Annotated in this window: 32 protein-coding genes and 1 pseudogene; all 33 read right to left on the bottom strand. The window is 66.6% G+C overall.

Translation table 11 applies throughout. The annotated features are described in order from the left end of the window. Positions 1 to 56: 56 nt before the first annotated feature. The 33 genes and pseudogenes from map to O1Q96_RS05220 all read right to left on the bottom strand — a co-directional run bounded on the left by map (position 57) and on the right by O1Q96_RS05220 (position 26019). On the bottom strand, positions 57 to 893 hold the full coding sequence (gene map / locus O1Q96_RS05380; RefSeq protein ID WP_269247083.1) for a type I methionyl aminopeptidase: 837 nt from the start codon (positions 891 to 893) through the stop codon (positions 57 to 59). Positions 894 to 992: 99 nt separating this feature from the next. Further along, a complete protein-coding gene (locus O1Q96_RS05375) occupies positions 993 to 1682 on the bottom strand; it encodes an adenylate kinase (RefSeq protein WP_269247082.1) in 690 nt (229 codons plus the stop codon). Beyond that, complete coding sequence (gene secY / locus O1Q96_RS05370) at positions 1682 to 2995, bottom strand: preprotein translocase subunit SecY (RefSeq protein ID WP_269247081.1); 1314 nt, start codon at positions 2993 to 2995, stop codon at positions 1682 to 1684. Before secY ends, O1Q96_RS05375 begins: the two co-directional genes overlap by 1 nt. A 248-nt stretch (positions 2996 to 3243) precedes the next feature. Then, positions 3244 to 3699, bottom strand: a complete 456-nt coding sequence (gene rplO / locus O1Q96_RS05365) for a 50S ribosomal protein L15 (protein WP_043676833.1) — start codon at positions 3697 to 3699, stop codon at positions 3244 to 3246. A 2-nt stretch (positions 3700 to 3701) separates the two neighbouring features. Next, complete coding sequence (rpmD, locus tag O1Q96_RS05360; protein ID WP_033319647.1) at positions 3702 to 3884, bottom strand: 50S ribosomal protein L30; 183 nt, start codon at positions 3882 to 3884, stop codon at positions 3702 to 3704. Between the two features lie 2 nt (positions 3885 to 3886). After that, a complete protein-coding gene (gene rpsE, locus O1Q96_RS05355; protein ID WP_055513610.1) occupies positions 3887 to 4489 on the bottom strand; it encodes a 30S ribosomal protein S5 in 603 nt (200 codons plus the stop codon). Between the two features lie 43 nt (positions 4490 to 4532). Next, on the bottom strand, positions 4533 to 4916 hold the full coding sequence (rplR, locus tag O1Q96_RS05350) for a 50S ribosomal protein L18 (protein ID WP_189776125.1): 384 nt from the start codon (positions 4914 to 4916) through the stop codon (positions 4533 to 4535). Between the two features lie 3 nt (positions 4917 to 4919). After that, positions 4920 to 5459: a 50S ribosomal protein L6 gene (gene rplF / locus O1Q96_RS05345; RefSeq protein ID WP_269247080.1), complete on the bottom strand. Its 540-nt coding sequence runs from the start codon at positions 5457 to 5459 to the stop codon at positions 4920 to 4922. A gap of 24 nt (positions 5460 to 5483) precedes the next feature. After that, positions 5484 to 5882, bottom strand: a complete 399-nt coding sequence (rpsH, locus tag O1Q96_RS05340; protein WP_081218894.1) for a 30S ribosomal protein S8 — start codon at positions 5880 to 5882, stop codon at positions 5484 to 5486. 229 nt (positions 5883 to 6111) lie between these two features. Further along, positions 6112 to 6297: a type Z 30S ribosomal protein S14 gene (locus O1Q96_RS05335; RefSeq protein ID WP_003948630.1), complete on the bottom strand. Its 186-nt coding sequence runs from the start codon at positions 6295 to 6297 to the stop codon at positions 6112 to 6114. A gap of 5 nt (positions 6298 to 6302) precedes the next feature. After that, a complete protein-coding gene (gene rplE, locus O1Q96_RS05330) occupies positions 6303 to 6860 on the bottom strand; it encodes a 50S ribosomal protein L5 (protein WP_269247079.1) in 558 nt (185 codons plus the stop codon). Next, entirely contained in the window at positions 6860 to 7183 is a 324-nt protein-coding gene (rplX, locus tag O1Q96_RS05325) for a 50S ribosomal protein L24 (protein WP_055513601.1), read from the bottom strand. Before rplX ends, rplE begins: the two co-directional genes overlap by 1 nt. Positions 7184 to 7185: 2 nt before the next feature. Beyond that, positions 7186 to 7554 (bottom strand): 50S ribosomal protein L14, encoded by a 369-nt coding sequence (rplN, locus tag O1Q96_RS05320; protein WP_003992364.1) that lies wholly within the window; start codon positions 7552 to 7554, stop codon positions 7186 to 7188. A gap of 103 nt (positions 7555 to 7657) precedes the next feature. Further along, entirely contained in the window at positions 7658 to 7945 is a 288-nt protein-coding gene (gene rpsQ, locus O1Q96_RS05315) for a 30S ribosomal protein S17 (protein ID WP_143642848.1), read from the bottom strand. Then, a complete protein-coding gene (rpmC, locus tag O1Q96_RS05310) occupies positions 7945 to 8169 on the bottom strand; it encodes a 50S ribosomal protein L29 (protein ID WP_003998824.1) in 225 nt (74 codons plus the stop codon). The genes rpsQ and rpmC overlap by 1 nt, the downstream gene beginning before the upstream one ends. Further along, entirely contained in the window at positions 8169 to 8588 is a 420-nt protein-coding gene (gene rplP, locus O1Q96_RS05305) for a 50S ribosomal protein L16 (RefSeq protein WP_099500627.1), read from the bottom strand. The genes rpmC and rplP overlap by 1 nt, the downstream gene beginning before the upstream one ends. A gap of 5 nt (positions 8589 to 8593) precedes the next feature. After that, entirely contained in the window at positions 8594 to 9445 is an 852-nt protein-coding gene (gene rpsC / locus O1Q96_RS05300) for a 30S ribosomal protein S3 (protein WP_269247078.1), read from the bottom strand. Next, on the bottom strand, positions 9445 to 9792 hold the full coding sequence (rplV, locus tag O1Q96_RS05295; RefSeq protein WP_030619142.1) for a 50S ribosomal protein L22: 348 nt from the start codon (positions 9790 to 9792) through the stop codon (positions 9445 to 9447). Before rplV ends, rpsC begins: the two co-directional genes overlap by 1 nt. A gap of 41 nt (positions 9793 to 9833) precedes the next feature. Next, positions 9834 to 10115, bottom strand: coding sequence for a 30S ribosomal protein S19 (rpsS, locus tag O1Q96_RS05290; RefSeq protein ID WP_006376029.1), 282 nt, complete (start codon positions 10113 to 10115; stop codon positions 9834 to 9836). 12 nt (positions 10116 to 10127) lie between these two features. Then, the gene (gene rplB, locus O1Q96_RS05285) at positions 10128 to 10964 is read right to left on the bottom strand and encodes a 50S ribosomal protein L2 (RefSeq protein ID WP_269247077.1); all 837 of its coding nucleotides are present in this window, start codon (positions 10962 to 10964) and stop codon (positions 10128 to 10130) included. A 39-nt stretch (positions 10965 to 11003) separates the two neighbouring features. After that, positions 11004 to 11420: a 50S ribosomal protein L23 gene (gene rplW, locus O1Q96_RS05280; RefSeq protein ID WP_107022195.1), complete on the bottom strand. Its 417-nt coding sequence runs from the start codon at positions 11418 to 11420 to the stop codon at positions 11004 to 11006. Next, positions 11420 to 12076, bottom strand: a complete 657-nt coding sequence (rplD, locus tag O1Q96_RS05275; RefSeq protein WP_269247076.1) for a 50S ribosomal protein L4 — start codon at positions 12074 to 12076, stop codon at positions 11420 to 11422. The genes rplW and rplD overlap by 1 nt, the downstream gene beginning before the upstream one ends. A gap of 7 nt (positions 12077 to 12083) precedes the next feature. Next, a complete protein-coding gene (gene rplC, locus O1Q96_RS05270; RefSeq protein ID WP_269247075.1) occupies positions 12084 to 12728 on the bottom strand; it encodes a 50S ribosomal protein L3 in 645 nt (214 codons plus the stop codon). A 17-nt stretch (positions 12729 to 12745) separates the two neighbouring features. Further along, complete coding sequence (gene rpsJ, locus O1Q96_RS05265) at positions 12746 to 13054, bottom strand: 30S ribosomal protein S10 (RefSeq protein ID WP_003948644.1); 309 nt, start codon at positions 13052 to 13054, stop codon at positions 12746 to 12748. Positions 13055 to 13639: 585 nt separating this feature from the next. Further along, positions 13640 to 14359, bottom strand: coding sequence for a hypothetical protein (locus tag O1Q96_RS05260; protein ID WP_269247074.1), 720 nt, complete (start codon positions 14357 to 14359; stop codon positions 13640 to 13642). A 557-nt stretch (positions 14360 to 14916) separates the two neighbouring features. Then, positions 14917 to 15948: pseudogene (locus O1Q96_RS05255) on the bottom strand (putative T7SS-secreted protein); the annotation flags it as partial. A gap of 418 nt (positions 15949 to 16366) precedes the next feature. Further along, on the bottom strand, positions 16367 to 17449 hold the full coding sequence (locus tag O1Q96_RS05250; protein WP_269247073.1) for an endo-1,4-beta-xylanase: 1083 nt from the start codon (positions 17447 to 17449) through the stop codon (positions 16367 to 16369). Positions 17450 to 17484: 35 nt separating this feature from the next. Next, complete coding sequence (locus O1Q96_RS05245) at positions 17485 to 20568, bottom strand: glycosyl hydrolase 115 family protein (RefSeq protein WP_269247072.1); 3084 nt, start codon at positions 20566 to 20568, stop codon at positions 17485 to 17487. Positions 20569 to 20816: 248 nt separating this feature from the next. Further along, positions 20817 to 22010 carry an elongation factor Tu gene (tuf, locus tag O1Q96_RS05240; RefSeq protein ID WP_217455088.1) on the bottom strand — a complete coding sequence of 398 codons (1194 nt, stop codon included), beginning with the start codon at positions 22008 to 22010 and terminating at the stop codon, positions 20817 to 20819. A 164-nt stretch (positions 22011 to 22174) separates the two neighbouring features. Further along, entirely contained in the window at positions 22175 to 24304 is a 2130-nt protein-coding gene (gene fusA, locus O1Q96_RS05235) for an elongation factor G (RefSeq protein WP_217455089.1), read from the bottom strand. 39 nt (positions 24305 to 24343) lie between these two features. Continuing rightward, positions 24344 to 24814 carry a 30S ribosomal protein S7 gene (gene rpsG / locus O1Q96_RS05230; protein ID WP_081218873.1) on the bottom strand — a complete coding sequence of 157 codons (471 nt, stop codon included), beginning with the start codon at positions 24812 to 24814 and terminating at the stop codon, positions 24344 to 24346. 2 nt (positions 24815 to 24816) lie between these two features. Further along, entirely contained in the window at positions 24817 to 25188 is a 372-nt protein-coding gene (gene rpsL, locus O1Q96_RS05225) for a 30S ribosomal protein S12 (RefSeq protein ID WP_003948652.1), read from the bottom strand. A gap of 291 nt (positions 25189 to 25479) precedes the next feature. Next, positions 25480 to 26019, bottom strand: a complete 540-nt coding sequence (locus O1Q96_RS05220) for a DUF1707 and DUF4190 domain-containing protein (protein WP_269247071.1) — start codon at positions 26017 to 26019, stop codon at positions 25480 to 25482. Between the last annotated feature and the right edge of the window lie 185 nt (positions 26020 to 26204).

Here is a 26204-nt window from a genome sequence, read left to right as displayed (position 1 = left end):
CGGACAACCCGCAGCCGACGCACAACAGGACCCCGACACCCACTCCGAGGGCGGATTCAGCCCAGGGGATCAGGCGCGGCCGTGATCCCGTACTCGGCGAGCTTCGCCTTGCCCCCGTCGGGAGCGGTGAGAACCAGCGGGCCCTCATCCGTCAGCGCGACGGAGTGCTCCCAGTGCGACGACCACGTGCCGTCGGTCGTGATGACCGTCCAGTCGTCGGAGAGGACCTCGGTCCTCGGCGTACCCAGCGACACCATGGGCTCGATGGCGAGGCAGAACCCGGGCACCAGCTTCGGGCCCTTGCCCCGCCGGCGCTCCACGTAGTTCAGCAGATGCGGGTCCATGTGCATCTCGGTCCCGATGCCGTGGCCGCCGTAGTCCTCGATGATCCCGTACTTGCCGCCGCCGGGCTTCGGCTGGCGGCGGATGTACGTCTCGATGGCCCGGGAGACGTCGACGAGCCGGTTCCCCAGCTTCATCGCCGCGATTCCGGCCCACATCGACTCCTCGGTCACCCGGGAGAGCTCAATCAGTTCCGGAGCGTGACCGGACCCCACGAACGCCGTGTACGCGGCGTCCCCGTGCCAGCCGTCGATGATCGCGCCCGCGTCGATCGAGATGATGTCCCCGTCCTTGAGGACGACGTCGTCGCTCGGGATGCCGTGGACGACGACCTGGTTCGCCGAGGTGCAGATCGTGGCGGGGAAGCCGCCGTAGCCCAGGAAGTTCGACTTCGCCCCGTGCTCGTCGAGCACCTTGCGGGCGACCTGGTCGAGATCGCGTGTCGTGGCGCCGGGCACCGCCGCTTCCCTCGTCGCCTTGTGGACGGCGGCGACGACCAGGCCCGCCTCACGCATCTTGGCGATCTGCTCGGGGGTCTTGATCTGCACCATGGGGGCCCGCGCTCTCCGTCTTCCGTCTACTCGGATACCTACACAACAGTAAGGCCGCGGCGCCCGTCGAGGGCACCGCGGCCGAACCAGCCAGGACGACTACTTGTCGCCGTCGCCCTCGCTGTCGTTCTTGCCCTCGGCCTGACGCTTGAGGGCGTCCATCGCACGCTTGGTGACCTCGTCCACCTTGCCGAGCGCGGTGATCGTCACTACCAGGCCCTGGGCCCGGTAGTAGTCGATGATCGGCTCGGTCTGGGTGTGGTAGACCTCCAGGCGCTTGCGGACGGTCTCCTCGGTGTCGTCGTCACGCTGGTACAGCTCGCCGCCGCAGACGTCACAGACGCCTTCCTTCTTCGGCGGGCTGTACGTCACGTGGAAGACGTGGGCCGAGTCCTTCCGGCAGATGCGGCGGCCGGCGATGCGCTTGACCACCTCGTCCTCGGGGACCTCCAGGTCGAGCACCCCGTCCAGCTCCACACCATCGCCCTTGAGGGCCTGGTCGAGCGCCTCGGCCTGCGAGACGTTCCGCGGGAAGCCGTCGAGCAGGAAGCCGTTCACGGCGTCCGACTGCTCCATGCGGTCCCTGGCCATCGCGATGGTGACCTCGTCCGGTACGAGGTTGCCCTCGTCCATGTACGACTTGGCCAGTTTGCCCAGTTCCGTCTGGCGGCTGATGTTCGCACGGAAGAGGTCGCCCGTGGAGATGTGCGGGATCGACAGGTTCTGGGCGAGGAACGCGGCCTGCGTTCCCTTGCCCGCACCGGGTGGCCCGACGAGGACGATTCGCATCAGCGGAGGAACCCTTCGTAATTGCGCTGCTGGAGCTGGCTCTCGATCTGCTTCACCGTCTCCAGACCGACACCCACGATGATGAGGATGCTGGTACCACCGAACGGGAAGTTCTGGTTGGCGCCGAAGCCCGCCAACGCCATCGTCGGCACGAGAGCGATCAGACCCAAGTACAGCGAACCCGGCCAGGTGATCCGGTTGAGCACGTACGACAGGTACTCAGCGGTCGGTCGGCCAGCCCGGATGCCCGGGATGAAGCCACCATACTTCTTCATGTTGTCCGCGACTTCCTCGGGGTTGAACGAGATCGCCACGTAGAAGAACGCGAAGAAAACGATCAGGAAGAAGTAGAGGACGATGTGCGGTGGCGCGGCCGTGTCCGCGAGATTCTGCTCGATCCAGGTCTTCCAGCCGGAGGTGCCACCGGCGAACTGCGCGACGAGCGCCGGGATGTAGAGCAGCGACGAGGCAAAGATCACAGGGATGATGCCCGCCTGGTTCACCTTCAGCGGGATGTACGTCGACGTGCCGCCGTAGGACCGGCGGCCGATCATGCGCTTGGCGTACTGAACCGGGATACGGCGCTGAGCCTGCTCCACGAAGACGACCAGGCCGATCATGACCAGGCCGACCGCGACCACGGTGCCGAACTCGATCCAGCCGTCCGCCAGGTTGCCCTGCTGCTTGATGGCCCACAGCGCCGACGGGAAGGTGGCGGCGATCGAGATGAACATCAGGATCGACATGCCGTTGCCGATGCCGCGGTCGGTGATGAGCTCACCGAGCCACATGACCATGGCCGTACCGGCGGTCATGGTGACCACCATCGTGATGGTCACGAAGATCGACTGGTCGGGCACGATCTGGTTGCGGACCGGGCAGGTGGCGAACAGCGCACCGCTGCGGGCGGTGGCCACCAGGCCCGTGCCCTGCAGGATGGCCAGAGCCACCGTGAGGTACCGGGTGTACTGCGTGATCTTCGCGGTACCCGCCTGGCCCTCCTTCTTGAGGGCTTCGAGGCGCGGGATCACCACGGTCAGCAGCTGCAGAATGATGCTCGCCGTGATGTACGGCATGATGCCCAGTGCGAAGATCGTGATCTGCAGCAGGGCGCCACCGCTGAACATGTTGACCAGGCCGAACAAGCCGGTGTTCTGGCTCGCGTCGTCGATACAGGTCTGGACGTTCTTGTAGTCGACACCAGGGATCGGGATGTGCGTGCCCACCCGATAGACCACGATGATGCCGAGCGTGAAGAGCAGCTTCTTGCGCAGGTCGGGCGTCTTGAACGCCCGGGCGAACGCGGTGAGCACGGTGCCTCCTGCGACCCCCGCGCAAGTGCGCCAGAGGTGACGGTCTTGAGGTTCGACGAATAAGTAACGGACAGCTAACTAACAGTCAGAAGCCGCCCGGAGTTCCCTGGCGGCACACCGGGCGAAAATCAGCAGCGCAGGCCACCTTACCGGCGACACCGCTCCCCTAGGAACGACCAACCGGGGATGCCCCTTTTGTGGGGCATCCCCGGTCGGGATCGCTCAAGTCATCGAGGCGCCTGCTGAATTCAGACGAGCTCGGTGACGGTACCGCCGGCGGCGGTGATCTTCTCCTTGGCGGAGCCGGAGACGGCGTCGACCGTCACCTGCAGTGCCACGGAGATCTCGCCCTGGCCGAGGACCTTGACGAGGCTGTTCTTGCGAACCGCACCGTTGGCGACGAGTCCCTCGACGGTGACTTCGCCACCCTCCGGGTACAGCGACGCCAGCTTGTCGAGGTTCACGACCTGGTACTCGGTCTTGAACGGGTTCCGGAAGCCCTTGAGCTTCGGGAGACGCATGTGGAGGGGCATCTGGCCACCCTCGAAGCGCTCCGGAACCTGGTAACGGGCCTTCGTGCCCTTGGTACCACGACCGGCCGTCTTACCCTTCGACGCCTCACCACGACCAACACGGGTCTTGGCGGTCTTGGCGCCCGGGGCGGGACGGAGGTTGTGGATCTTGAGCGGGTTGTTCTCCGCCATGATCAGTCGACCTCCTCAACCGTCACGAGGTGGCGGACGGTGTGAACCATTCCGCGGAACTCGGGGCGGTCCTCCTTGACGACCACATCGTTGATCCGCTTGAGGCCAAGCGAACGAAGGGTGTCGCGGTGGTTCTGCTTGCTGCCGATGTACGACTTCGTCTGCGTGATCTTGAGCTGAGCCATGACTACGCACCCGCTCCCGCACGTGCACGCAGCAGAGCCGCGGGGGCGACGTCCTCGAGGGGCAGACCACGGCGGGCCGCGATCTCCTCGGGACGCTGCAGGCCCTTGAGGGCCGCCACGGTCGCGTGCACGATGTTGATCGCGTTGGACGAGCCGAGCGACTTCGACAGGATGTCGTGAACGCCGGCGCACTCGAGGACAGCACGCACCGGGCCACCGGCGATAACGCCGGTACCGGGGGAGGCAGGCTTGAGCAGGACGACGCCCGCGGCCTTCTCGCCCGTGATCGGGTGCGGGATGGTGCCCTGGATACGGGGGACCTTGAAGAAGTGCTTCTTGGCCTCTTCAACACCCTTGGCGATCGCGGCCGGCACCTCCTTGGCCTTGCCGTAACCGACACCCACGGTGCCGTCACCATCGCCCACTACGACGAGCGCAGTGAAGCTGAAGCGACGACCACCCTTCACAACCTTGGCGACGCGGTTGATCGCGACAACGCGCTCAACGTACGCGGTCTTCTCGGCAGCAGCGCCGCCGTCACGGCCCTTCCGGTCCCGCCGCTCGCCGCCACCGGCACCGCTTCCGCGGCGCTGGGGTCCAGCCATTGGAATTACCTCTCTCTGTTTCCGCTAGCTACGGAACCAGGACTCAGAACTTGAGTCCGGCTTCGCGGGCGGCGTCCGCCAGAGCGGCAATGCGCCCGGCGTACTGGTTTCCACCACGGTCGAATACGACAGCCTCGACACCGGCGGCCTTGGCGCGCTCGGCGACCAGGGCGCCGACCGACTTGGCCTGCTCGGACTTGTCGTTCTCGCCGCCGCGGATCGACGTGTCCAGGGTGGACGCCGACGCGAGGGTGTGACCCTTAACGTCGTCGATCACCTGGGCCACGATGTGGCGGTTCGAGCGCGTCACGACCAGGCGAGGACGCTCAGCCGTACCCGAGATGTGCTTACGGATCCGGATGTGACGCCGCTTGATGGCAGCACGCTTGTAAGCGTCGCCCTTAGCAATCTTGACACCGTATGCCATGGCTTACTTACCCGCCTTTCCGACCTTGCGCCGGACGACTTCGCCCTCGTACTTGACGCCCTTGGCCTTGTACGGGTCGGGCTTGCGCAGCTTGCGGATGTTGGCCGCAACCTCGCCGACCTTCTGCTTGTCGATTCCCTCGACCGAGAAGTGCGTCGGGTTCTCGACCTTGAACGAGATGCCCTCGGGCGCCTCGACCGTGATCGAGTGGCTGTAGCCGAGCGAGAATTCCAGGTTGGAACCCTTCGCCAGGACGCGGTAACCGACACCGCTGATTTCGAGCTTCTTCACGTAACCCGTGGTCACGCCGGTGATCATGTTCGCCACCAGCGTGCGGGACAGGCCGTGGAGGGCCTTGTTCTGACGCTCGTCGTTCGGGCGGGTGACATTGAGAATGCCGTCCTCACCCTTGGCGACCTCGATCGGCGCCGCGACGGTGTGGGAGAGAGAGCCCTTCGGGCCCTTCACCTGGACCGTACGGCCGTCGATGGTGACGTCCACGCCGGCGGGAACCGTGATGGGGAGCTTGCCAATACGCGACATAGCTGTTTCCTCCGTTCCCTTCCGCTACCAGACGTAGGCGAGAACTTCTCCGCCTACGCCCTTCTTGCCGGCCTGCTGTCCGGTGAGGAGGCCGTGCGACGTGGAGATGATCGCCACGCCGAGGCCACCCAGCACCTTGGGCAGGGAGGTGGACTTCGCGTACACACGCAGACCCGGCTTCGAGATCCGCTTGATGCCCGCAATGGAGCGCTCGCGGTTCGGGCCGAACTTCAGCTCGAGGACGAGCTTCTTGCCGACCTCGGCATCCTCGACCTTCCAGCCGGTGATGAAGCCCTCCTGCTGGAGGATCTCCGCGATGTGCGACTTGATCTTGCTGTGTGGCATCGCGACATCGTCGTGGTACGCCGAGTTCGCGTTACGCAGACGAGTAAGCATGTCTGCGATGGGATCAGTCATGGTCATGAATTGGCCTTCGGCCTCTCTCGCCGGGGTTTCCTGTATGCGCCATCCCTCTCCCCACTCAGTGGCGGGACGGGTGCGGTGCGGGGACCTACGGCGTAGTAAGCGTTAACTAGTGGGCTGTGCCCACGGGCGGTCAGACGCCCAACCCTCCTAGCCTAAGCCATGGAGGGGTGGGCATCCGACCGAACCCATTGCTTACCGAGAGCCTCTGGAGTCCAGAAGTACTGGACTACCAGGAGCTCTTGGTCACGCCCGGCAGCTCTCCACGGTGAGCCATCTCACGAAGGCACACGCGGCAGAGGCCGAACTTGCGGTACACGGAGTGCGGGCGGCCGCAGCGCTGGCAGCGGGTGTAGCCACGCACACCGAACTTGGGCTTACGAGCAGCCTTGGCAATCAGAGCCTTCTTCGCCATCTCGCTTACGCCTCCTTGAAGGGGAAGCCGAGGTGACGGAGAAGGGCACGGCCTTCGGCGTCGTTGGTCGCCGTGGTGACCACGGTGATGTCCATACCCCGGACGCGGTCGATCTTGTCCTGGTCGATCTCGTGGAACATGACCTGCTCGGTGAGACCGAAGGTGTAGTTGCCACGACCGTCGAACTGCTTGGGAGACAGACCACGGAAGTCGCGGATGCGCGGAAGCGCCAGCGACAGGGTGCGGTCCAGGAACTCCCACATGCGGTCGCCACGAAGTGTGACGTGGCAGCCGATCGGCTGTCCCTCACGCAGCTTGAACTGCGCGATGGACTTGCGGGCCTTGGTGACGGCCGGCTTCTGACCGGTGATCGTGGTGAGGTCGCGGATGGCGCCATCGATCAACTTGGAGTCGCGGGCGGCGTCGCCCACACCCATGTTGACCACGATCTTGACGAGACCCGGGGTCTGCATGACGTTCTCGTACGAGAACTCTTCCTGCAGCTTGCCCGCGATCTCCTCGCGGTACTTCGTCTTGAGACGCGGAATGGTGGTGGTAGCCATCAGATGTCCTCACCCGTCCGCTTGGCAACGCGGATCTTGTTGCCCTCGTCGTCGAAGCGGAAACCGACGCGCGTGACGACCTTGTTGCCGTCCTTCTCAACGACCAGCTGGACGTTGGAGACGTGGACGGGCGCCTCGGTCGTGACGATGCCGCCGGCCTGCGAACCGCGAGCGGTGGGACCGGCCTTCGTGTGCTTCTTGACCCGGTTGACACCCTCGACCAGGACGCGCTCGTCGCGCGGGTAAGCGGCAATGACCTTGCCCTGCTTGCCCTTGTCCTTGCCGGTGATGACCTGGACCAGGTCGCCCTTCTTGATCTTCATGCTTACAGCACCTCCGGCGCGAGCGAGATGATCTTCATGAACTTCTTCTCGCGCAGCTCACGGCCGACGGGGCCGAAGATACGGGTGCCGCGAGGGTCGCCGTCGTTCTTCAGAATGACGGCGGCGTTCTCGTCGAAGCGGATGTACGAGCCGTCCGGACGGCGGCGCTCCTTGACGGTGCGAACGATGACCGCCTTGATGACGTCACCCTTCTTCACGTTGCCGCCGGGGATCGCGTCCTTGACGGTGGCGACGATGACGTCACCGATGCCCGCGTAGCGGCGACCGGAGCCACCGAGCACACGGATGCAAAGGATTTCCTTCGCACCAGTGTTGTCGGCGACACGCAGTCGCGACTCCTGCTGGATCACGTCTATCTCCTGATTGTCTGCCGGTTCCCGGGACGGGGCCGCTTGTTACGGCGACCCCGCCCCGAGCCTGGCGGAACCAACCTGAGGGAATGCCCTCAGGTAATTACTTGGCCTTCTCGAGGATCTCGACGATGCGCCAGCGCTTCGTCGCGGACAGCGGCCGAGTCTCCATGATGATGACTCGGTCGCCGACGCCTGCGGCGTTCTGCTCGTCGTGGGCCTTGAGCTTGTTCGTACGGCGGATGACCTTGCCGTACAGCGCGTGCTTGACGCGGTCCTCGACAGCGACGACGACGGTCTTGTCCATCTTGTCGCTGACGACCAGACCCTCACGGGTCTTGCGGAAACCGCGGCTCGTCTTGGTCTCTTCAGTCACGTTGCTCTCGCTCATCAGGCGCTCTCCACCGTCTCGATGCCCAGCTCGCGCTCACGCATCAGGGTGTAGATCCGCGCGATGTCCTTGCGGACGGCCTTGAGCCGCCCGTGGTTCTCGAGCTGACCGGTCGCCGCCTGGAAGCGGAGGTTGAACAGCTCTTCCTTGGCTTCGCGGAGCTTCGCGAGAAGCTCCTCGTCACCCAGTTCGCGCAGCTCGGACGCCTTGGTACCGGCCGACATCACGCTTCACCTGCCTCGCGCTTGACGATCCGGCACTTCATCGGCAGCTTGTGGGCTGCGCGAGTAAGGGCCTCACGGGCGATCTTCTCGTTGGGGTAGGACAGCTCGAACATGACCCGGCCGGGGTGCACGTTCGCGACCCACCACTCGGGGGAACCCTTACCGGAACCCATGCGGGTCTCGGCGGGCTTCTTGGTCAGCGGGCGGTCCGGGTAGATGTTGATCCAGACCTTGCCGCCACGCTTGATGTGACGGGTCATCGCGATACGAGCCGCCTCGATCTGGCGGTTCGTCACGTATGCCGGCGTGAGGGCCTGAATGCCGTACTCGCCGAACGAAACCTGCGTACCGCCCTTGGCCTGACCACGGCGCTTCGGGTGGTGCTGCTTGCGGTGCTTGACCCTACGAGGGATCAGCATGTCGGTCAGGCCTCCGTTCCGGTGCTCTCAGCCGGAGCGGCAGCGGCGGCGGGAGCCTCGGCCTTGGGGGCCTCGGCAGCCGGCGCGGACTGCTGCTGCGGCTTGCGGCCGCGGCCGCCACGCTCGCCACCACGACCACCACGGGCAGGGCGGTCGGCGCCGCCACCGGCACCGCCACGGGCCGGGCGGTTACCCGCGCGGGCCGCAGCGTTCTCGGCGCGGACCTCGGCGATGTTCTTGACGTCGCCCTTGTAGATCCAGACCTTCACGCCGATACGGCCGAAGGTCGTCTTGGCCTCGAAGAAGCCGTAGTCCACGTTCGCGCGGAGCGTGTGCAGGGGCACACGGCCCTCGCGGTAGAACTCCGAGCGGGACATCTCGGCGCCGCCGAGACGGCCACCGCACTGGATCTTGATGCCCTTGGCGCCGGCCTTCATCGTGCCCTGCATGCTCTTGCGCATGGCACGACGGAAGGAGACGCGGGAGGACAGCTGCTCGGCAACGGCCTGGGCAACCAGCTGAGCGTCGGTCTCGGGGCTCTTGACCTCGAGGATGTTCAGCTGGACCTGCTTGCCCGTGAGCTTCTCGAGGTCACCGCGGATGCGGTCGGCCTCGGCGCCACGGCGGCCGATGACGATGCCGGGACGCGCGGTGTGGATGTCCACCCGCACGCGGTCACGGGTGCGCTCGATCTCAACCTTCGAGATGCCGGCGCGCTCCATGCCGGACGTCATCATCCGACGGATGGCGACGTCTTCCTTGACGTAGTCCTTGTACAGCTTGTCGGCGTACCACCGGGACTTGAAGTCCGTGGTGATGCCGAGCCGGAACCCATGCGGGTTAACCTTCTGGCCCATTACCGGGTTCCTTCCTTGCTGCTGACGACCACGGTGATGTGGCTGGTCCGCTTGCGGATCCGGTAGGCGCGGCCCTGGGCGCGCGGACGGAACCGCTTCAGGGTCGGACCCTCGTCGACGTACGCCTCGGAGATGACGAGGCTGTCGGCGTCGGTGTGGTCGTAGTTGTGTGCGGCGTTGGCAATGGCGCTGTCAAGCACCTTGCCCACCGGCACGCTCGCGGCCTGCGGGGCGAAACGCAGGACCGCCTGAGCCTCCGTGGCATCCATGCCACGGATAAGGTCCACCACTCGGCGGGCCTTCATGGGCGTAACGCGGATGTACCGCGCCTGGGCCCTGGCTTCCATGGTTGTCCTTCCAGTGTCTGTCATGGTCATTCCACCCCGCGTTAGCGGCGCTTCGACTTCCGGTCGTCCTTGACGTGACCCCGGAAGGTGCGCGTCGGCGAGAACTCGCCGAGCTTGTGGCCGACCATCGACTCGGTGACAAACACCGGAATGTGGGTCTTGCCGTTGTGCACCGCGATCGTGTGGCCGAGCATGGCCGGGATGATCATCGAGCGACGGGACCAGGTCTTGATGACGTTCTTGGAACCGGCTTCGTTCTGTACGTCCACCTTCTTGATGAGGTGGTCGTCGACGAAGGGCCCCTTCTTGAGACTGCGCGGCATCTAAACCCGCTCCTAGCGCTTCTTGTTCGTCTTGCGGCGGCGGACGATGTACTTGTTCGAAGCCTTCTTCGGCGAACGAGTACGACCCTCCTTCTGACCCCACGGCGAGACCGGGTGACGTCCACCGGAGGTCTTGCCTTCACCACCACCGTGCGGGTGGTCAACCGGGTTCATCGCCACACCGCGGACGGTCGGGCGGACGCCCAGCCAGCGCTTGCGGCCGGCCTTGCCCCAGTTGATGTTGCTCTGCTCGGCGTTGCCGACCTCACCGACGGTGGCGCGGCAGCGCACGTCGACCAGGCGGATCTCACCGGACGGCATACGGAGGTGGGCCATCTGGCCCTCCTTCGCGAGCAGCTGTACGGAGGCACCGGCGGAGCGGGCGAACTTGGCGCCGCCACCGGGACGGAGCTCGATCGCGTGGATCGTGGTACCGACCGGGATGTTGCGGAGCGCCAGGTTGTTGCCCGGCTTGATGTCGGCCCCGGGACCGTTCTCGACGCGGTCGCCCTGCGACAGGTTGCGGGGGGCGAGGATGTAGCGCTTCTCGCCGTCCACGTAGTGCAGCAGCGCGATGCGCGCGGTGCGGTTGGGGTCGTACTCGATGTGCGCGACCTTCGCCGGCACGCCGTCCTTGTCATGACGACGGAAGTCGATGACACGGTAGGCGCGCTTGTGTCCACCACCCTGGTGGCGAACGGTCACACGACCGGAATTGTTACGGCCGCCCTTGCTGTGCAGCGGGCGAACCAGCGACTTCTCCGGCGTGGACCGCGTGACCTCGACGAAGTCGGCGACGCTGGAGCCACGACGGCCCGGCGTAGTCGGCTTGTACTTGCGGATTCCCATTTCTCAGTCCTCGTCCGATATTCGGACCAGGGCGCTCCGTTAGGAGGCCTGGCCGAAGATGTCGATACGGTCGCCCTCAGCGAGGGTCACGATGGCGCGCTTGGTGTCAGCACGCTTGCCGAAACCGCTCTTGGTCCGCTTGCGCTTTCCCTGGCGGTTGATCGTGTTGACCCCGGTGACCTTGACCGAGAAGACCGCCTGGACGGCCTGCTTGATCTGGGTCTTGTTGGCGCCCGGCGCGACGACGAAGGTGTACTTGCCCTCGTCGAGCAGCGCGTAGCTCTTCTCGGAGACGACCGGCTTGATGAGGACGTCACGGGGGTCCGTGAAGCTCTTGCTCAGCGGCGTCTCGACGGTGTTCTTGCCCTCGGCCTCGTGGCGCTTCGCCTTGGCGATGCGCGCGGCCTTGGCGGCCTTGGCCGCCTTGGGGGCAATGCTCGGGTGACGCGTAGCCATCAGGCTTCGCTCCCTTCGGTGTCAGCGGCCTGGGGGCCAGACACGAAGGACTCGAAAGCGGCCTGGGTGAAGACCACGTCGTCCGAGACGAGAACGTCGTACGTGTTCAGCTGGCCCGGCTCCAGGATGTGGACCTGGGGCAGGTTGCGCGCGGAAAGCAGCGCGGCCTCGTCGGAGCGCTCGATGACCAGGAGCACGTTCTTGCGCTCACTGATCTTGCCGAGCAGGCTCTTGGCGGCCTTGGTGGAGGGGTTGTCGCCCTCGATCACGCCGGAGACGACGTGGATGCGAGCGTTGCGGGCCCGGTCGGTGAGGGCGTGGCGCAGGGCCGCGGCCTTCATCTTCTTCGGGGTCCGCTGCGAGTAGTCACGCGGCACGGGACCGTGCACGACGCCACCACCGGCGAACTGGGGTGCGCGGGTCGAACCCTGACGGGCGCGGCCGGTGCCCTTCTGACGGTAGGGCTTCCTACCGCCACCACGAACCTCGGCGCGCGTCTTGGTCTTGTGCGTGCCCTGGCGGGCAGCGGCCAGCTGGGCGACGACGACCTGGTGAAGCAGCGGAATGCTGATCTTCTCGACGTCGAAGATCTCCGCGGGGAGCTCGACCGTCCCGGTCTTGTCGCCTGCCGGCGAAATGATGTCAACAGTGCTCATCGTTACCTCAGGCCCCCTTGGCCGCGGTGCGGACCAGGACGAGGCCGCCGTTCGGACCAGGAATCGCGCCCTTGATGAGCAGCAGACCCTTCTCCGCGTCAACGGCGTGGACGGTCAGGTTCTGGGTGGTGACCCGCTCGTTGCCCATGCGGCCCGCCATGCGGACGCCCTTGAACACACGGCCGGGGGTGGCACAGCCACCGATCGAGCCGGGGGAGCGGTGCTTGCGCTGGACACCGTGGCCGGCGCCGAGGCCCTTGAAGTTGTGACGCTTCATGACACCGGCGAAGCCCTTGCCCTTGCTGTTGCCGGTCACGTCCACCTTGACGCCGGCCTCGAAGGTCTCGGCGGTGATCTCCTGGCCGAGGGTGTACTCGCTGGCGTCAGCGGTACGGATCTCGACGAGGTGGCGGCGGGGGGTGACGTCGGCCTTGGCGAAGTGACCCTTGAGGGGCTTGTTCACCTTGCGCGGGTCGATCTCGCCGAAAGCGATCTGGACCGACTCGTAGCCGTCCGAGTCATTCGTACGCACCTGGGTGACGACGTTCGGGCCGGCCTTGACGACGGTGACCGGAACAACACGGTTGTTCTCGTCCCACACCTGCGTCATGCCGAGCTTCTCGCCCAGGATGCCCTTGATCTGCTTGCTCATTCTCAGATCACCGGCCCTTAGAGCTTGATCTCGATGTCGACACCGGCCGGGAGGTCGAGTCGCATCAGGGAGTCAACGGTCTTGGGGGTCGGGTCGAGAATGTCGATCAGGCGCTTGTGCGTGCGCATCTCGAAGTGCTCGCGCGAGTCCTTGTACTTGTGCGGCGACTTGATGACGCAGTACACGTTCTTCTCAGTGGGCAGCGGCACCGGGCCCGCGACCGACGCACCAGTGCGCGTCACCGTCTCGACGATCTTCTTCGCCGAGCTGTCGATGACCTCGTGGTCGTAGGCCTTGAGCCGGATGCGGATCTTCTGTCCCGCCATGGCTACTCAGTAGTCCTTTGTCTCGTCTAACGCTCTGCAACCCGGGGGTTCACGTCCCCTGCCTCCGACCCACGCGGTCGGGTGTGTCGCGCCCTCGCCGACAGAGATATCCACGAGTGGATTTCCCTACCAGGGACGCGGCCCATCCAAAGACGACCGCAGGACCGGGGGCGAAACACCCACCGGGCGCCTGGCCGGCACCCCGCTGACACTTCCCGGAAGATTCCCGTACGTCCGCCCCAGCGCTGCCTTACGACAGTTGGAGCGACGAGTACTGTGGGACTCGCTTCCGGTCCTCCCGACGGGAGGCGCGCAGCATCGGCACTCAACCGAGCAACCCCGACAGTCTGCCATACGGGGCACGGGGCTGGCGAATCGAGCCGGAGAGGATACCCCCGGGGGGACGTAGATCAAACTCTCCGGGCAGACCCGCCCCGTCAGCGATGCCGACGCAGGGCCTTCCAGGCTCGCTGACCGCGTAGGCGATCTCCCGCCGCCAGGTCTCGCATCCGCCCTGCACTCGCGACACGATCGCGGTCACTCGCGGTCGGCGGGCCCTGCCGCCAGCCCTCGTCGTCCGGCTTCTCAGCCCCGGGGCTCGTCGCGTTCGAGCGCGTCGAAGTCGATCGGCTGACAGCCCGGGGCGTAGGCACGCAGGAACGCGGCCGCCTCCACCGGCAGGGGCGGGGTCGCGATCACCGCGTACTCCAGTACGCGCTTCGGGGCGAAGTACTTCCAGAACTCGTACTCCGGCTCCCCCGCTGCGAGGCCCGGATACCGGTCCGTGACGCCGAGGCTGTCCAGGAGTTCGGAGAGCGTGGCATCGGCAAGGTTCGCCATCGGCTCACGCGGGAGCACGATCCGCTCCACACCGGGGTCGAGACGAGGCTGCTTCCCCTGCGCGATGTCCTCCAACTGGGGCCGGTCCAGCACGTACCAGGGCCCGGCATACTCCTGCACGAGCCAGCTGTCCCGGGTGTCACTGCGATGGATGGCGCATTCGTCGCCCCGGAAGATCTGCTCGACGTAGCCGAGACCGGGCTGGATCAGGGTCTGGGTCTCGCCGGCCGCCTGATACGTGATCTCCCTTCCGTGCCCCGTCGCGATCTGCGCGAACTCGGCGGCGAACTCCGACCGGGCGGGCGACGCACGCAGGCAGGAGAAGTGGAGCGACCCGACCACGAACGCGTGGTTCTCCTGCCAGGTCGCCCGCATGAGGCGGTACGAAGGAACACTGCTGGCCCACCCGGGGATGTGCAGGACGAATTCCCCGCAGAAGACACACGAAGCGTGTTCATTGCTCATTACGGCTTTCCCTTTCCGCGGCGCGGTTCATGCCATGGTATGCACATCGGTCATCTCATTCGCACGGGAACAACGAACCCCAATGGGTTCACCGGACCACCCTGAGGATACGTTCCCTGCGGCAGGTCACGGATTCCGGCACCGTCGAAGAACCTCAGATTCCCGTCCCTGCTGACGACCACTTCCATATGATCCGACGCCTTGTACTCCAGGTCCCGCGACATACTGTTGGGAATTCCCCGCGCCTCTTCTATTCGGTTGGGCGGGCCAGGAATTCGGTCTTCCGGGTGCGTGTGGGCGATGAAATCGTAATCCTGCCCCCTGAGGTCCCGTGGAATGGAACTCGTCCGCTCCGTCCCTCGGAAGAGACGCAGATCTCCCGCCGGATTCTGGATGATGGCGTGCTCGACCCCGTGGAAGCTCTGGAGTTCGGAGAGATGGGAAACGTTCACCTCTCCGGGCCGGATCGGTATGTGCCCGTTCTCCAGCGCCCGGGTGAGCTGCCTGGCCTTCGGGGACAGCGCCCGGTAAGGGATCTGGCCACCCGGCATGCGGGCTCCGCCCTTGAAGACGCCGCTCATGCCGCGCACGCCCTCGGCCATGCCCTTGAGCCCGCCCTTGCCGAGGACCTTGGCGCCCTTGGCGAGTCCGCCGAGGGTGGTGAGGCCCTTCATGCCGGGTATGCAGTCCAGGGCCGCGAACGCCACCTCCCATAGAGAGGCTTGCCCCTTCATGTATTTGTTGAGGGTGTCCGCGAGGACGATGAGCGCGGCGATCAGCACGATCGCGCCGAGGATCGGCCCTCCGATGATCAGCGCGATGATGCCGAGCACGGCCACGACGACCTTGCAGACGGCGACGATGGTGTCCCAGTTGTCGACGAACCAGTCGCCGACCTCGTCATACCACTTACGGTTCTGAATGCCCGCGTCGGACGCCTCGTCGAGCTTGCGCTTGGCCTCCCCGGCCGCGTCCTCACGCATCTTCCGGGCGTCCGCGGCCATCTTCTTCGCCGCGTCCAGCGCACTCTGCGCGGAGGTCACATCCGACTGGGCCGACGTGTGCGCGTCCTTGGCGCTCTGCGCGTCCCGCGTCGCGGCACGGACCTTGGACTCGTCCGGCTTCTCGACGTCCTTGCCACCGGTCGGATCGTCCTTGTACTTGTCCGCCTCTTTGTTGGCCCGACTGACCCACGAATCGGCCGTCGAGAGACGCGACTTGGCGGAGGAGAGGTCCGCCTGCGCCTCCCGCCCCTTGGCGAGGGCCTTGTCGGCGAGGGCCTGGGCGCGCTCCAACTCCGGCCAGTACGCCGCCAGCGCGTCCCCCGCCAGGTCGTACGACTTCTTCAGCTTCTTGAGATTCTTCGGAACCCCGGAGAACTCGTCCTGGAACACCTCAGCGGTCTTGCCCACCCACTTCAGGACGGCATCCTCCTCCGCCATCCCCTTCACCAGACGCAGAGCATCCTGCACGTCATCGGCAAAGTCGTGCAGGCTCTTGGCCAACGACTTCACCCGGACCGGGTCCCCCGGTGTCGGATCCCTCTCCAGGTCCAGCACATGCCAGTCCGTCGGCCGATAACCCGCCACCACGCAACCCCCGTCACGCCAGTACCAAAGACATCCGTGTGCACACGTGAACTTACCGGGAACACCGGTGCGATCAAGCGGTCACCCCCGAGACTTCGAACTGATCAGGGCTTCGAGCCGATCAGAACAGAGCAGGCGCTCCGGCCGGGCGGATCTCGGATGGCCGGCGCGAGCGCCCGCTCCAACTCGTGGTCGTACGCGCGAAACTCGGCCCACCCGCTCTCCGGCGCCTCCGAAGTCGGGCGGAGGACGCCCGGCAGGTGGGCGACCCGCCACCTGCGGAGGGAGCGCCATTTCAGGAGAGTCGCGGCCCACGGAGCCCGCCAGGTCGGAGGCGATGCGGAGGAACTGACTACCAGGCAATGCGTGAAGGACAGGCCCAAATCCGGTCCCCAGGGCAACGGCTGACAGCCCCAGGTCAGCGCCCCTCCATCAGCCCCTCCCGCACAGCCGCGTACGCCGGCTTCCGCCCGTAGTCCTCCCCCGTGAGCGTCGCCGCCCCCTGGCCCGCGAACACCCCCGGCACCCACGAGTACTTGTCCGTGAAGCCCCACACGGTGAAGGACCTGCAGCTCCGCGATCCCAGGCAGGCATCCAGCAGCCCTCGGAAGTACGCCGCCTGCGTGGCGAGCTTCTCCGCGTCCGCCGGCAGGATCATCCGCACGTCCACCTCCGTGAAGGCGGTCTGCATGCCCAGGCGTGCGAATCGCGCGAGGTTCTCCGGCACGTCCCCCGGGAAGCCGTACTGGATCGCCAGGTGCCCCTGGATGCCGAAGCCCTGCACCGGCACGCCCTCCGCCCGCAGCCGCTTCGCCAGGTCGTAGTAGGCCGTCGACTTCGCGTTGACGCCCTCCACGTTGTAGTCGTTCAGGAAAAGCTTCGCCTTCGGGTCCGCCGCGTGCGCCCAGCGGAAGGCGTCGGCGATGTAGGACGGGCCGAGTTCCCGCAGCCAGATGGAGTCGCGCAGCGAGCCGTCCTCCTCGAAGACCTCGTTCACCACGTCCCACTGCTGGATCCTGCCCTTGTACCGCTTGACCTCGGTGGTGACGTGCTTGCGGAGGATGCTCCGGAGCTCCGCCGCGCCGATCGAACCGTCCGCGACCCCCGTCGTCAGCCAGCCCGGCAGCTGGCTGTGCCACACCAGCGTGTGGCCGCGCACCACCTGGCCCCGCTCGCGCGCGAAGCGGACGAGCTCATCGGCGCCCGACCAGTCGTACGTACCCCGCGCCGGCTCGACGACCTCCCACTTCATGACGTTCTCGGCGGTGACGGAGTCGAACTCACGGCCGACCATCCGTCGGTACGCCGTGTCGTCGGCCAGCGCCGCCATGTCCACGGCCGTGCCGATGCGCAGGCCGGCGCGGTCGGCGAGCGCCCGCAGCGGAGCCGTTCCCGAGCGGGCGGAACCCTGCGGAGCGTCGTCGGCCGTGGCCGTCCCGACACCCGCCACCAGCAGTGTCGCGCTCAGCAGCCCGACCAGGGGCATGCGGAAGTACTTCATGTGCGGTCCCTCCAAGGAGTACGAACGAGTACGGCTCAGCGGATGCGGTAGCTCTCCGGCGGTCCCAGATACGTCGGCTCCAGCCCGCCCGTGTCGATCACCAGGCGTTGCAGCACCACGGTCGGGTCGACCATCCAGAACTTCAGCCGGTGCACCCCGGCCGCCCCGATCGTGTGCCGCGTCGCGGTGCGGTTGACGTTGTCCGAGGTGTTGCGGGCCCACTCGATGTCCATCAGGCCGTCGTCGGCTCCGGTGGCCGCGTGGATGTCGACGGTCTGCGGCGCGTCCCCGTCGAAGGAGATCCCGTACTTCAGTCCGCCCGTCGGCAGGGCAGGGTTGCGCGGTGACAGGTAGGCCCACACCGTGACCGGCCCCGCGGACAGCAGGCTCACCTCGTACTCCAGCCGCGGGGACGAGCCGCCCGGCGTGCGCCGCGGAGCGGTCACCGGCCACGGCGTCACGCCCGCGCCCGTGCGGCCGATCCCGTCGATACGGCGCCACGTGCCCACCGAGCGCGTGAAGTGCTCGGCGTCGAGGGCGACGTATCCGCCCGCCTCCACGAACCCCCGCAGCCCGCTCGCCGGGGGCCGCTCGGCGATCACCGCGACCGTGACCGTGGCACCGGCCCCCTCCACGGTCACCGACGCCTCGGCCCGCCCTCGCGGAGCCTTCGCCCAGTCGACGGTCAGCACAGCCCGCACCTGCTTGTCGACCCGGCCCCGCGGGCGGTCGACCACGAGCCACGGCACGTGGGAGGTGATCCGGTAGTCGAAGGCCTCCAGGCCACGGTTGAAGACCTCGATGTACTGGTCGGGCCGGGTCTGGTACTGGCTGAAGACGGGCAGTACGGGCGCGCCCGGCGACCCGCCCGGCCACCACTCCCCCGACTCCGCCCCGTCCACCGCCACACCCATCGAGGCCCTCGCCGGCACGTCGATCCGCTTCACCGCCGGGAAGATCTCGTCGGGCAGTGCCACGTGGTTCCGCTCGGGCTGCTGCCAGGGCGCATTCGGTCCGTACCGTTCCACGTCCCCGTACCCGATGTGCGGCTGCGTCTGGAAACCCCGCCACTTGCCGCCCGTCACCCGGGAGTTGAAGTGCTCGGCGAGCGCGAAATCACGGGCCAGCCCGGCCTCCGCCTCGGCCGCCAGGTCGTTGGTCGCGGCCCGCCCCTGCCCGGCGTACAGCAGGTTGGTGAACTCAGCCTCCCGCAGCCCGTAGAGGTTGGCCGTCGCCTCCACCTCGTACCCGACCAGCTCGAACCAGGCGTCCTGGTCCCCGGCGGGAAGTCTTCGGCCGATCCGCTCCGCGTCCTTCCCCAGCCGCCGCCACTCCTGCGTGACCCGCTCCAGTTCACGATGGCCGAAGTAGAAGGGCGTCTCCCGGTCGTCGTACACGACCTTCCCGTCCACCAGGGTGATCCTGCGGTTCAGCAGTTCGGGCTTGCGGCGCGACTGGAGCTGCGCGTATCTCGCCAGCACCTCGGCGATCGCCTCCGCCTGCGCCGCACCGAAGTTCTGCCGCGCGTATCGCCACTCCCACTCCCCGATGCTCTCCAGCGGCCAGCGTCCCGGGTTCCAGGCGTGGTCGAGGAAGAACTCCGTCGGCAGTTCGTTGCCCTTGAGGTCGCCGACGTTCGTGACCCACAGTTCGCGGTTCCCGTACTCGACCGCCTGGTGGAGCTGGTCCCACAGGTTCGGCAGCGACGTGGTGTCCACCCACTTGTAGTTGCGGCCGACTCCGACGTAGTCGAAGTGGTAGTAGAGCCCGTAGCCTCCGGCCCGCGTGGCCTCCGCCGGATCCGGATGCTTGCGGATGTTCCCCCAGTTGTCGTCGGTGAGCACGACCGTCACGTCGTCCGGCGCGCGCAGGCCGCGGTCCCAGTAGCGCTGGACCTCCTTGTAGAGCGTCCACACCTGCGGGGTCTCGGAGGCCGGGCGGCCGGTGACGTCCTCGATGATCGATCTCTGCGTCGCGATGATCTCCTGCATCAGTTCGATGGCGTCGCCGTCCGGCAGGCTCGTGTCACCGTTCCCGCGCATCCCGAGCGTGACGACGCCTTCGAAGTCCTGGTCGGTCATGCGCTCGATGCCGTCGCGCCAGTACGCCTTGACGGCCTCCGCGTTCCGCCGGAACGACCACTCCCCCGTGCCGCCGTACGGGTCCCGCCCCGGCGTCACGATGTTCCCCTCGCTGTCCCGCACCGCGGGCACCGCGTGCCGGTTCCACTCCTCGATGCCCCGCATCATCGGCGCCTCATGAGACGTGCCCATGACAATCCCGTACGCCTTCGCCCGTGCGTGGTTCTCGGGATCGTCCTCCGCGAACGCTCTCCCCCACACCGCCGGCCACAGGTAGTTCGCCTTCAGCCGCAGCAGTACCTCGAAGACCTTCGCGTAGAAGTCCGCGGTGAAGCCGCCGGCATGCCCGGGCGCCTTGCCCGGCCCGAAGAAGGCGGGCGCCCACGTCCCCAGCGCCGGATTCTCGTCGTTGATGAAGATTCCCCGGTACTTCACCGCGGGCGTGCCCTGGCTGAAGCGCCCCGGCAGCACGTACACCGCACTGCGGCGCACCGGACGCACGTCGTCCCACCAGTACCAGGGCGAGACCCCGATCCCGTACGAGACGTCGTACGCCCCGAAGATCGTGCCGCGCGGATCGCTGCCGGCCACCACGAACGCCCGTTCCACCCCCGGCATCGGCCGCTCGACCACGGTCTGCAGCGAGGTCTCCCACTTGCCGCGGATCCCGCGGACGTCCAGCTTCCCGGCCGCGACCAGCCCGTCGATCAGCGGACTGCGCCCGACCGTCCCCACCAGGACGACCTCCCGCGCCACCGACGAACCGGGCCGTACGCCCGTGACCCGCTCGATGTCGTCGCGAAGGTCGCCCGCGACCCGTACGACTCCGGGATGGTCGTCGCCACTGACCACGACCGGCGCACCCACCAGCGGGAACGCGCCCGGCTTCGGCGAGAAGGAGATGTACGCCCCCGGGTCCGTCGGAGCCCCCGGCGCGTCCTGCGCCCGTGCGACCCCGGACAGACCGGGCACCGCGGGCAACGCCACCAGCCCGGTCCCCGCCCCGAGAACGGCCCTACGGCTGACGCCTCCAGACATGCCACACCCCTCGAACGTGTCGTCGTCTCGAATTTGCTCAGCGGCATGACAAATGGTGGAGGGAGTGACCCCTGAGGGGAATGGGTCGTAGACGTCGAATAGTTTCGTAACGAATCATTTCGACGCGCACTCCCGGCGTCGCCCGGGCACGGCAAAGGGGCCCGCACGACCGAAGTCGTACGGGCCCCTTCAAGGAGCTCAGCTGATGCTGGAGCTACCAGGCGTCAAGCCCAACAGGTAGGTGAGACCTACTTGTTGATCTTGGTGACCTGGCCGGCGCCCACGGTCCGGCCACCCTCACGGATGGCGAACTTCAGGCCCTCCTCCATGGCGACGGGCTGGATGAGCTCAACGGTCATCTCAGTGTTGTCGCCCGGCATCACCATCTCGGTGCCGTCGGGAAGGGTCACAACACCGGTCACGTCAGTCGTACGGAAGTAGAACTGGGGACGGTAGTTGTTGAAGAACGGCGTGTGACGGCCACCCTCGTCCTTGGACAGGATGTACGCCTGGGCCTCGAACGAGGTGTGCGGCGTGACCGAGCCGGGCTTGATGATGACCTGGCCGCGCTCGACGTCCTCGCGCTTGATGCCACGGAGGAGCAGACCGACGTTCTCACCGGCCTGGCCCTCGTCGAGCAGCTTGCGGAACATCTCGATGCCCGTGACCGTGGTGGTGGTCTTCTCGGTCTTGATGCCGACGATGTCGACGGTCTCGTTGACCTTGAGGACACCACGCTCGATACGACCGGTGACGACCGTGCCACGACCGGTGATCGTGAAGACGTCCTCGATCGGCATGAGGAACGGCTTGTCGACGTCACGCTCGGGCTGCGGGATGGACTCGTCGACGGCCTTCATCAGGTCGAGGACGGACTTGCCCCACTCCGCGTCACCCTCGAGGGCCTTGAGCGCCGAGACCTTGACGACCGGCAGGTCGTCGCCCGGGAACTCGTACTCGGAGAGGAGCTCACGGACCTCGAGCTCGACGAGCTCCAGGATCTCCTCGTCGTCCACCATGTCGGCCTTGTTCAGGGCGACGACGATGTACGGAACGCCGACCTGGCGGGCCAGGAGCACGTGCTCCTTGGTCTGCGGCATCGGGCCGTCCGTGGCGGCGACGACGAGAATGGCGCCGTCCATCTGCGCCGCACCCGTGATCATGTTCTTGATGTAGTCCGCGTGACCGGGGCAGTCGACGTGGGCGTAGTGCCGCGTCTCCGTCTGGTACTCGACGTGCGCGATCGAGATCGTGATACCGCGCTGGCGCTCTTCGGGAGCCTTGTCGATCTGGTCGAAGGCCGAGGCCTCGTTCAGGTCCGGGTACGCGTCGTGCAGCACCTTGGTAATGGCGGCCGTGAGGGTCGTCTTACCGTGGTCGATGTGACCGATGGTGCCGATGTTGACGTGCGGCTTAGTCCGCTCGAACTTTGCCTTCGCCACTGAATCCTCCTGCGGAGTGGTTCTGGTACGCCTTACTCATCGGCGCCAGGTGATCTTTGCTGGGATGCCGCCCGCCGGACCCTCCCCGGGCGGGACGATCCCTCGTCCCCCCGGTTCGGGGCCCTGCGGTCGGTGTCAAGCCTAAAGCGTGCAAACGGTGTGTGTTACTCGCCCTTGGCCTTCGCGATGATCTCCTCGGCGACGTTCCGGGGAACCTCGGCGTAGGAGTCGAACTGCATCGAGTAGCTTGCGCGACCCGAGGTCTTGCTGCGGAGGTCGCCGACGTAGCCGAACATCTCCGAGAGGGGCACGAGGCCCTTCACGACGCGTGCACCGGCACGCTCCTCCATGGCCTGGATCTGGCCACGGCGGGAGTTGATGTCGCCGATGACCTCACCCATGTAGTCCTCGGGCGTGGTGACCTCGACGGCCATCATCGGCTCGAGCAGCACGGGGCTGGCCTTGCGCGCGGCCTCCTTGAACGCCTGCGAACCGGCGATCTTGAAGGCGAGCTCGGAGGAGTCGACCTCGTGGTAGGCACCGTCGAGAAGCGTGATGCGGACACCCGTCATCTCGTACCCGGCGAGGATGCCGAACTGCATGGCCTCCTGCGCACCGGCGTCCACCGACGGGATGTACTCCCGCGGGATACGGCCACCGGTCACCTTGTTCACGAACTCGTACGCCGGACCGTCGGTCTCGGTGATGGGCTCGATCGCGATCTGCACCTTGGCGAACTGACCGGTACCACCGGTCTGCTTCTTGTGGGTGTAGTCCACGCGCTCGACGGCCTTGCGGATCGTCTCACGGTAGGCGACCTGCGGCTTACCGACGTTGGCCTCGACCTTGAACTCACGGCGCATACGGTCGACCAGCACCTCGAGGTGCAGCTCGCCCATACCGCCGATGATGGTCTGGCCGGTCTCCTCGTCCGAGTGAACCTGGAAGGAGGGGTCCTCCTCCGCGAGACGCTGGATGGCTACACCCAGCTTCTCCTGGTCACCCTTGGACTTGGGCTCGATGGCGACCTGGATGACCGGCGCCGGGAAGTCCATGGACTCCAGGATGACCGGGTTCTTGTCGTCCGAGAGCGTCTCACCGGTGGTGGTCTGCTTCAGGCCCATCACGGCGACGATGTCGCCGGCGCCCACCGACTCGATCTCCTCACGCTTGTTCGCGTGCATACGGTAGATCTTGCCGATGCGCTCCTTCTTGCCCTTGACGGAGTTCAGCACGGCGGTGCCGGACTCCAGGCGGCCCGAGTAGACCCGGACGAAGGTGAGCTTGCCCAGGTGCGGGTCGCTCATGATCTTGAACGCGAGGGCGGACAGCGGCTCGTCCACGGACGGCTTGCGCTTGATGACGACCTCGGGGTCCTTGACGTCGTGGCCTTCGATGGCCTCCACGTCGAGGGGGGTCGGCAGGTAGCGCACGACCGCGTCGAGCAGGGGCTGGACGCCCTTGTTCTTGAACGCGGTGCCACAGAACACCGGGGTGACCGTGGTGTCGTTGGACTTGCCGGACGCGATGGTGATGCGACGGATCGCGGCGTACAGCTGCTCCTCGGTGGGCTCCTGGCCCTCCAGGTACAGCTCCATGATCTCTTCGTCGTTCTCCGCCACGGCCTCGATCAGCAGACCGCGGTACTCCTCGGCCGCCTCGGTGTGCGTGGCCGGGATGTCGACGACGTCGTACATCTCGCCCTTCGCCGCCTCGGCGGACCACACGAGCGCCTTCATGCGGACCAGGTCCACAACGCCCTTGAAGTCCATCTCGGCACCGATCGGAAGCTGCATGACCAGGGGCTGCGCACCAAGGCGGTCCTTGATCATGTCGACGCAGCGGTGGAACTCCGCGCCGGTCCGGTCGAGCTTGTTCACGAAGCAGATGCGCGGCACGCCGTAGCGGTCGGCCTGACGCCACACGGTCTCGGACTGCGGCTCGACACCGGCGACGCCGTCGAACACCGTGACGGCACCGTCGAGGACGCGGAGCGAACGCTCCACCTCGACCGTGAAGTCGACGTGCCCGGGGGTGTCGATGATGTTGATCGTGTAGTCGTTGTCCTCGAGCGGCCAGTGACAGGTGGTCGCAGCAGAGGTGATCGTGATGCCACGCTCCTGCTCCTGCTCCATCCAGTCCATGGTGGCAGCGCCGTCGTGGACCTCACCGATCTTGTAGCTGACGCCGGTGTAGAAGAGGATCCGCTCGGTGGTGGTCGTCTTGCCCGCGTCGATGTGGGCCATGATCCCGATGTTGCGGACCTTGGCCAGGTCAAGTGAAGTGGTAGCCATAAGGCTTCGGTCTTCTCTCGGTCTCGATGTGGGTTGCGACTACCAGCGGTAGTGCGCGAAGGCCTTGTTGGACTCGGCCATCTTGTGGGTGTCCTCGCGCTTCTTCACAGCGGCACCAAGGCCGTTGGAGGCGTCGAGAAGTTCGTTGAGCAGACGCTCGGTCATGGTCTTCTCGCGACGGGCGCGGGAGTAACCGACCAGCCAGCGCAGCGCGAGCGTGCTGGCACGACCGGGCTTGACCTCGATCGGGACCTGGTACGTCGCACCGCCGACTCGGCGGGACTTGACCTCAAGGGTCGGCTTGATGTTCTCCAGAGCGCGCTTGAGCGTGATGACCGGGTCGTTGCCGGTCTTCTCGCGCAGGCCCTCCATGGCGCCGTACACGATGCGCTCGGCGGTGGAGCGCTTGCCGTTGAGCAGCACCTTGTTGATGAGGGAGGTCACCAGAGGGGAACCGTAGACCGGGTCGATGATGACCGGGCGCTTCGGGGCGGGGCCCTTACGAGGCATTTCTACTTCTCCTTCTTGGCGCCGTAGCGGCTGCGGGCCTGCTTGCGGTTCTTGACACCCTGGGTGTCCAGGGAACCTCGGATGATCTTGTATCGAACACCCGGCAGGTCCTTCACACGGCCGCCACGCACGAGCACGATCGAGTGCTCCTGCAGGTTGTGTCCCTCACCCGGGATGTAAGCGGTGACTTCGATCCCACTGGTCAAACGCACACGCGCGACCTTACGCAGGGCCGAGTTCGGCTTCTTCGGGGTGGTCGTGAACACACGCGTGCAGACGCCACGACGCTGGGGCGAACCCTCGAGCGCGGGCGTCTTGTTCTTCTCGACCTTGTCCTGCCGGCCCTTCCGGACCAGCTGCTGGATCGTAGGCACTACTTCTCCGGTTTCTGTGTGCCGAATGGTGAAGCTAACCTGGAACACCGCCGACCCACGCGGTCGGGTGTGTCGAACACTGCAGATTCCCGCCGCAAGGCGGGAGGGGCGCAGATTGCGGTGGCCGGTGACGACTCCCTTAGTGCGGTTGAAGGCACGCACGGGAGCCAGGGCACACCCCAGGCACAAGGTCTGAGCGTACCTACCTCATACGCTGCGGTCAAAACAAATGGGCAGCGCTCACTACCTTGAGCAGACCATGCCAAGCCCCCGCCCCTTCTGTGATCTTCCTCAGAGCGCCAGGAGCGCGGCGAGCAGCAGGGTCAGCACCAGCGCCCAGCCCACGGTGGACACCCATCCGAAGACCAGCCCGGTGAGCGCGAGACCGTCGCCGCCCTCGCCCGTCCGCCGGATCTCGGAGCGGGCGGTGTGGCCCAGGATCACCGCGGGAATCCCGGTGAGCCCGACCGTCACCAGGCAGAGGACACCGCAGATCGCCGACCCCACGGCCTTCTCGTTGGTCCTCGGCCCCGCAGCGGGCAGGAACGTCCGTGGTACGGGCCCGGAGACCGCCGGCATCGGTACGGGCCCCTGAGGCAGATCGGCCACCAGAAGGGCCAGCTCGCCCACCGTACGGGCCTCGTACGCCCGCGCCACCCGCTTCTCGAACTCGGGCTTCTGCATCCGCCCCTCGCCGAAGCCCGCTCTGAGCACGTCCACGGCACGCTCCCGGTCGGCGTTCGAGGCAAGCATCGAGTGCCCGGCCTGCTCCTGCCGGGGACGCGGACTGTTCCACCCCTGCCCCGGCTGCCACGGCGACGGATACGACACGGGAGCACCTCCCCCGGACTGGCTGGGTCTCCATCATGCGCCACCACGGCATTTCCGGCACAGGGCCTGCGCCGCATCGATACGACGATTTCCCCCGGACCGCCCGAGGACACCCCCGACGCCGGCCGGCACGCCGAAGGGCGGCCACCCCACCGGGGTGACCGCCCTTCGACTCAAGCAGACGC

It is taken from the genome of Streptomyces aurantiacus (genome assembly GCF_027107535.1).
GTDB lineage: Bacteria > Actinomycetota > Actinomycetes > Streptomycetales > Streptomycetaceae > Streptomyces.
This window is presented reverse-complemented; position numbering and strand designations above follow the sequence as displayed.

Coding starts and splice junctions, on each gene's coding strand:
- rplB (WP_269247077.1), bottom strand. CDS start 10,964: ATGGGAATCCGCAAGTACAAGCCGACTACGCCGGGCCGTCGTGGCTCC.
- rplD (WP_269247076.1), bottom strand. CDS start 12,076: ATGAGCACTGTTGACATCATTTCGCCGGCAGGCGACAAGACCGGGACG.
- rplV (WP_030619142.1), bottom strand. CDS start 9,792: ATGGAAGCCAGGGCCCAGGCGCGGTACATCCGCGTTACGCCCATGAAG.
- O1Q96_RS05250 (WP_269247073.1), bottom strand. CDS start 17,449: ATGAAGTACTTCCGCATGCCCCTGGTCGGGCTGCTGAGCGCGACACTG.
- rpmC (WP_003998824.1), bottom strand. CDS start 8,169: ATGTCGGCCGGTACCAAGGCGTCCGAGCTGCGCGAACTGGGTGACGAG.
- rpsJ (WP_003948644.1), bottom strand. CDS start 13,054: ATGGCGGGACAGAAGATCCGCATCCGGCTCAAGGCCTACGACCACGAG.
- rpsC (WP_269247078.1), bottom strand. CDS start 9,445: ATGGGCCAGAAGGTTAACCCGCATGGGTTCCGGCTCGGCATCACCACG.
- rplW (WP_107022195.1), bottom strand. CDS start 11,420: ATGGCTACGCGTCACCCGAGCATTGCCCCCAAGGCGGCCAAGGCCGCC.
- O1Q96_RS05335 (WP_003948630.1), bottom strand. CDS start 6,297: ATGGCGAAGAAGGCTCTGATTGCCAAGGCTGCTCGTAAGCCCAAGTTC.
- O1Q96_RS05260 (WP_269247074.1), bottom strand. CDS start 14,359: ATGAGCAATGAACACGCTTCGTGTGTCTTCTGCGGGGAATTCGTCCTG.
- rpmD (WP_033319647.1), bottom strand. CDS start 3,884: ATGGCTCAGCTCAAGATCACGCAGACGAAGTCGTACATCGGCAGCAAG.
- rplE (WP_269247079.1), bottom strand. CDS start 6,860: ATGGCTACCACCACCATTCCGCGTCTCAAGACGAAGTACCGCGAGGAG.
- rpsQ (WP_143642848.1), bottom strand. CDS start 7,945: ATGAGCGAGAGCAACGTGACTGAAGAGACCAAGACGAGCCGCGGTTTC.
- rplX (WP_055513601.1), bottom strand. CDS start 7,183: ATGAAGATCAAGAAGGGCGACCTGGTCCAGGTCATCACCGGCAAGGAC.
- rplF (WP_269247080.1), bottom strand. CDS start 5,459: ATGTCGCGTATTGGCAAGCTCCCCATCACGGTTCCCGCCGGCGTGGAC.
- rpsE (WP_055513610.1), bottom strand. CDS start 4,489: ATGGCTGGACCCCAGCGCCGCGGAAGCGGTGCCGGTGGCGGCGAGCGG.
- rplP (WP_099500627.1), bottom strand. CDS start 8,588: ATGCTGATCCCTCGTAGGGTCAAGCACCGCAAGCAGCACCACCCGAAG.
- map (WP_269247083.1), bottom strand. CDS start 893: ATGGTGCAGATCAAGACCCCCGAGCAGATCGCCAAGATGCGTGAGGCG.
- rplR (WP_189776125.1), bottom strand. CDS start 4,916: ATGGCATACGGTGTCAAGATTGCTAAGGGCGACGCTTACAAGCGTGCT.
- O1Q96_RS05245 (WP_269247072.1), bottom strand. CDS start 20,568: ATGTCTGGAGGCGTCAGCCGTAGGGCCGTTCTCGGGGCGGGGACCGGG.
- rplC (WP_269247075.1), bottom strand. CDS start 12,728: ATGAGCAAGCAGATCAAGGGCATCCTGGGCGAGAAGCTCGGCATGACG.
- rpsS (WP_006376029.1), bottom strand. CDS start 10,115: ATGCCGCGCAGTCTCAAGAAGGGGCCCTTCGTCGACGACCACCTCATC.
- rpsH (WP_081218894.1), bottom strand. CDS start 5,882: ATGACCATGACTGATCCCATCGCAGACATGCTTACTCGTCTGCGTAAC.
- rpsG (WP_081218873.1), bottom strand. CDS start 24,814: ATGCCTCGTAAGGGCCCCGCCCCGAAGCGCCCGGTCATCATCGACCCG.
- fusA (WP_217455089.1), bottom strand. CDS start 24,304: ATGGCTACCACTTCACTTGACCTGGCCAAGGTCCGCAACATCGGGATC.
- O1Q96_RS05375 (WP_269247082.1), bottom strand. CDS start 1,682: ATGCGAATCGTCCTCGTCGGGCCACCCGGTGCGGGCAAGGGAACGCAG.
- rplO (WP_043676833.1), bottom strand. CDS start 3,699: ATGGCGGAGAACAACCCGCTCAAGATCCACAACCTCCGTCCCGCCCCG.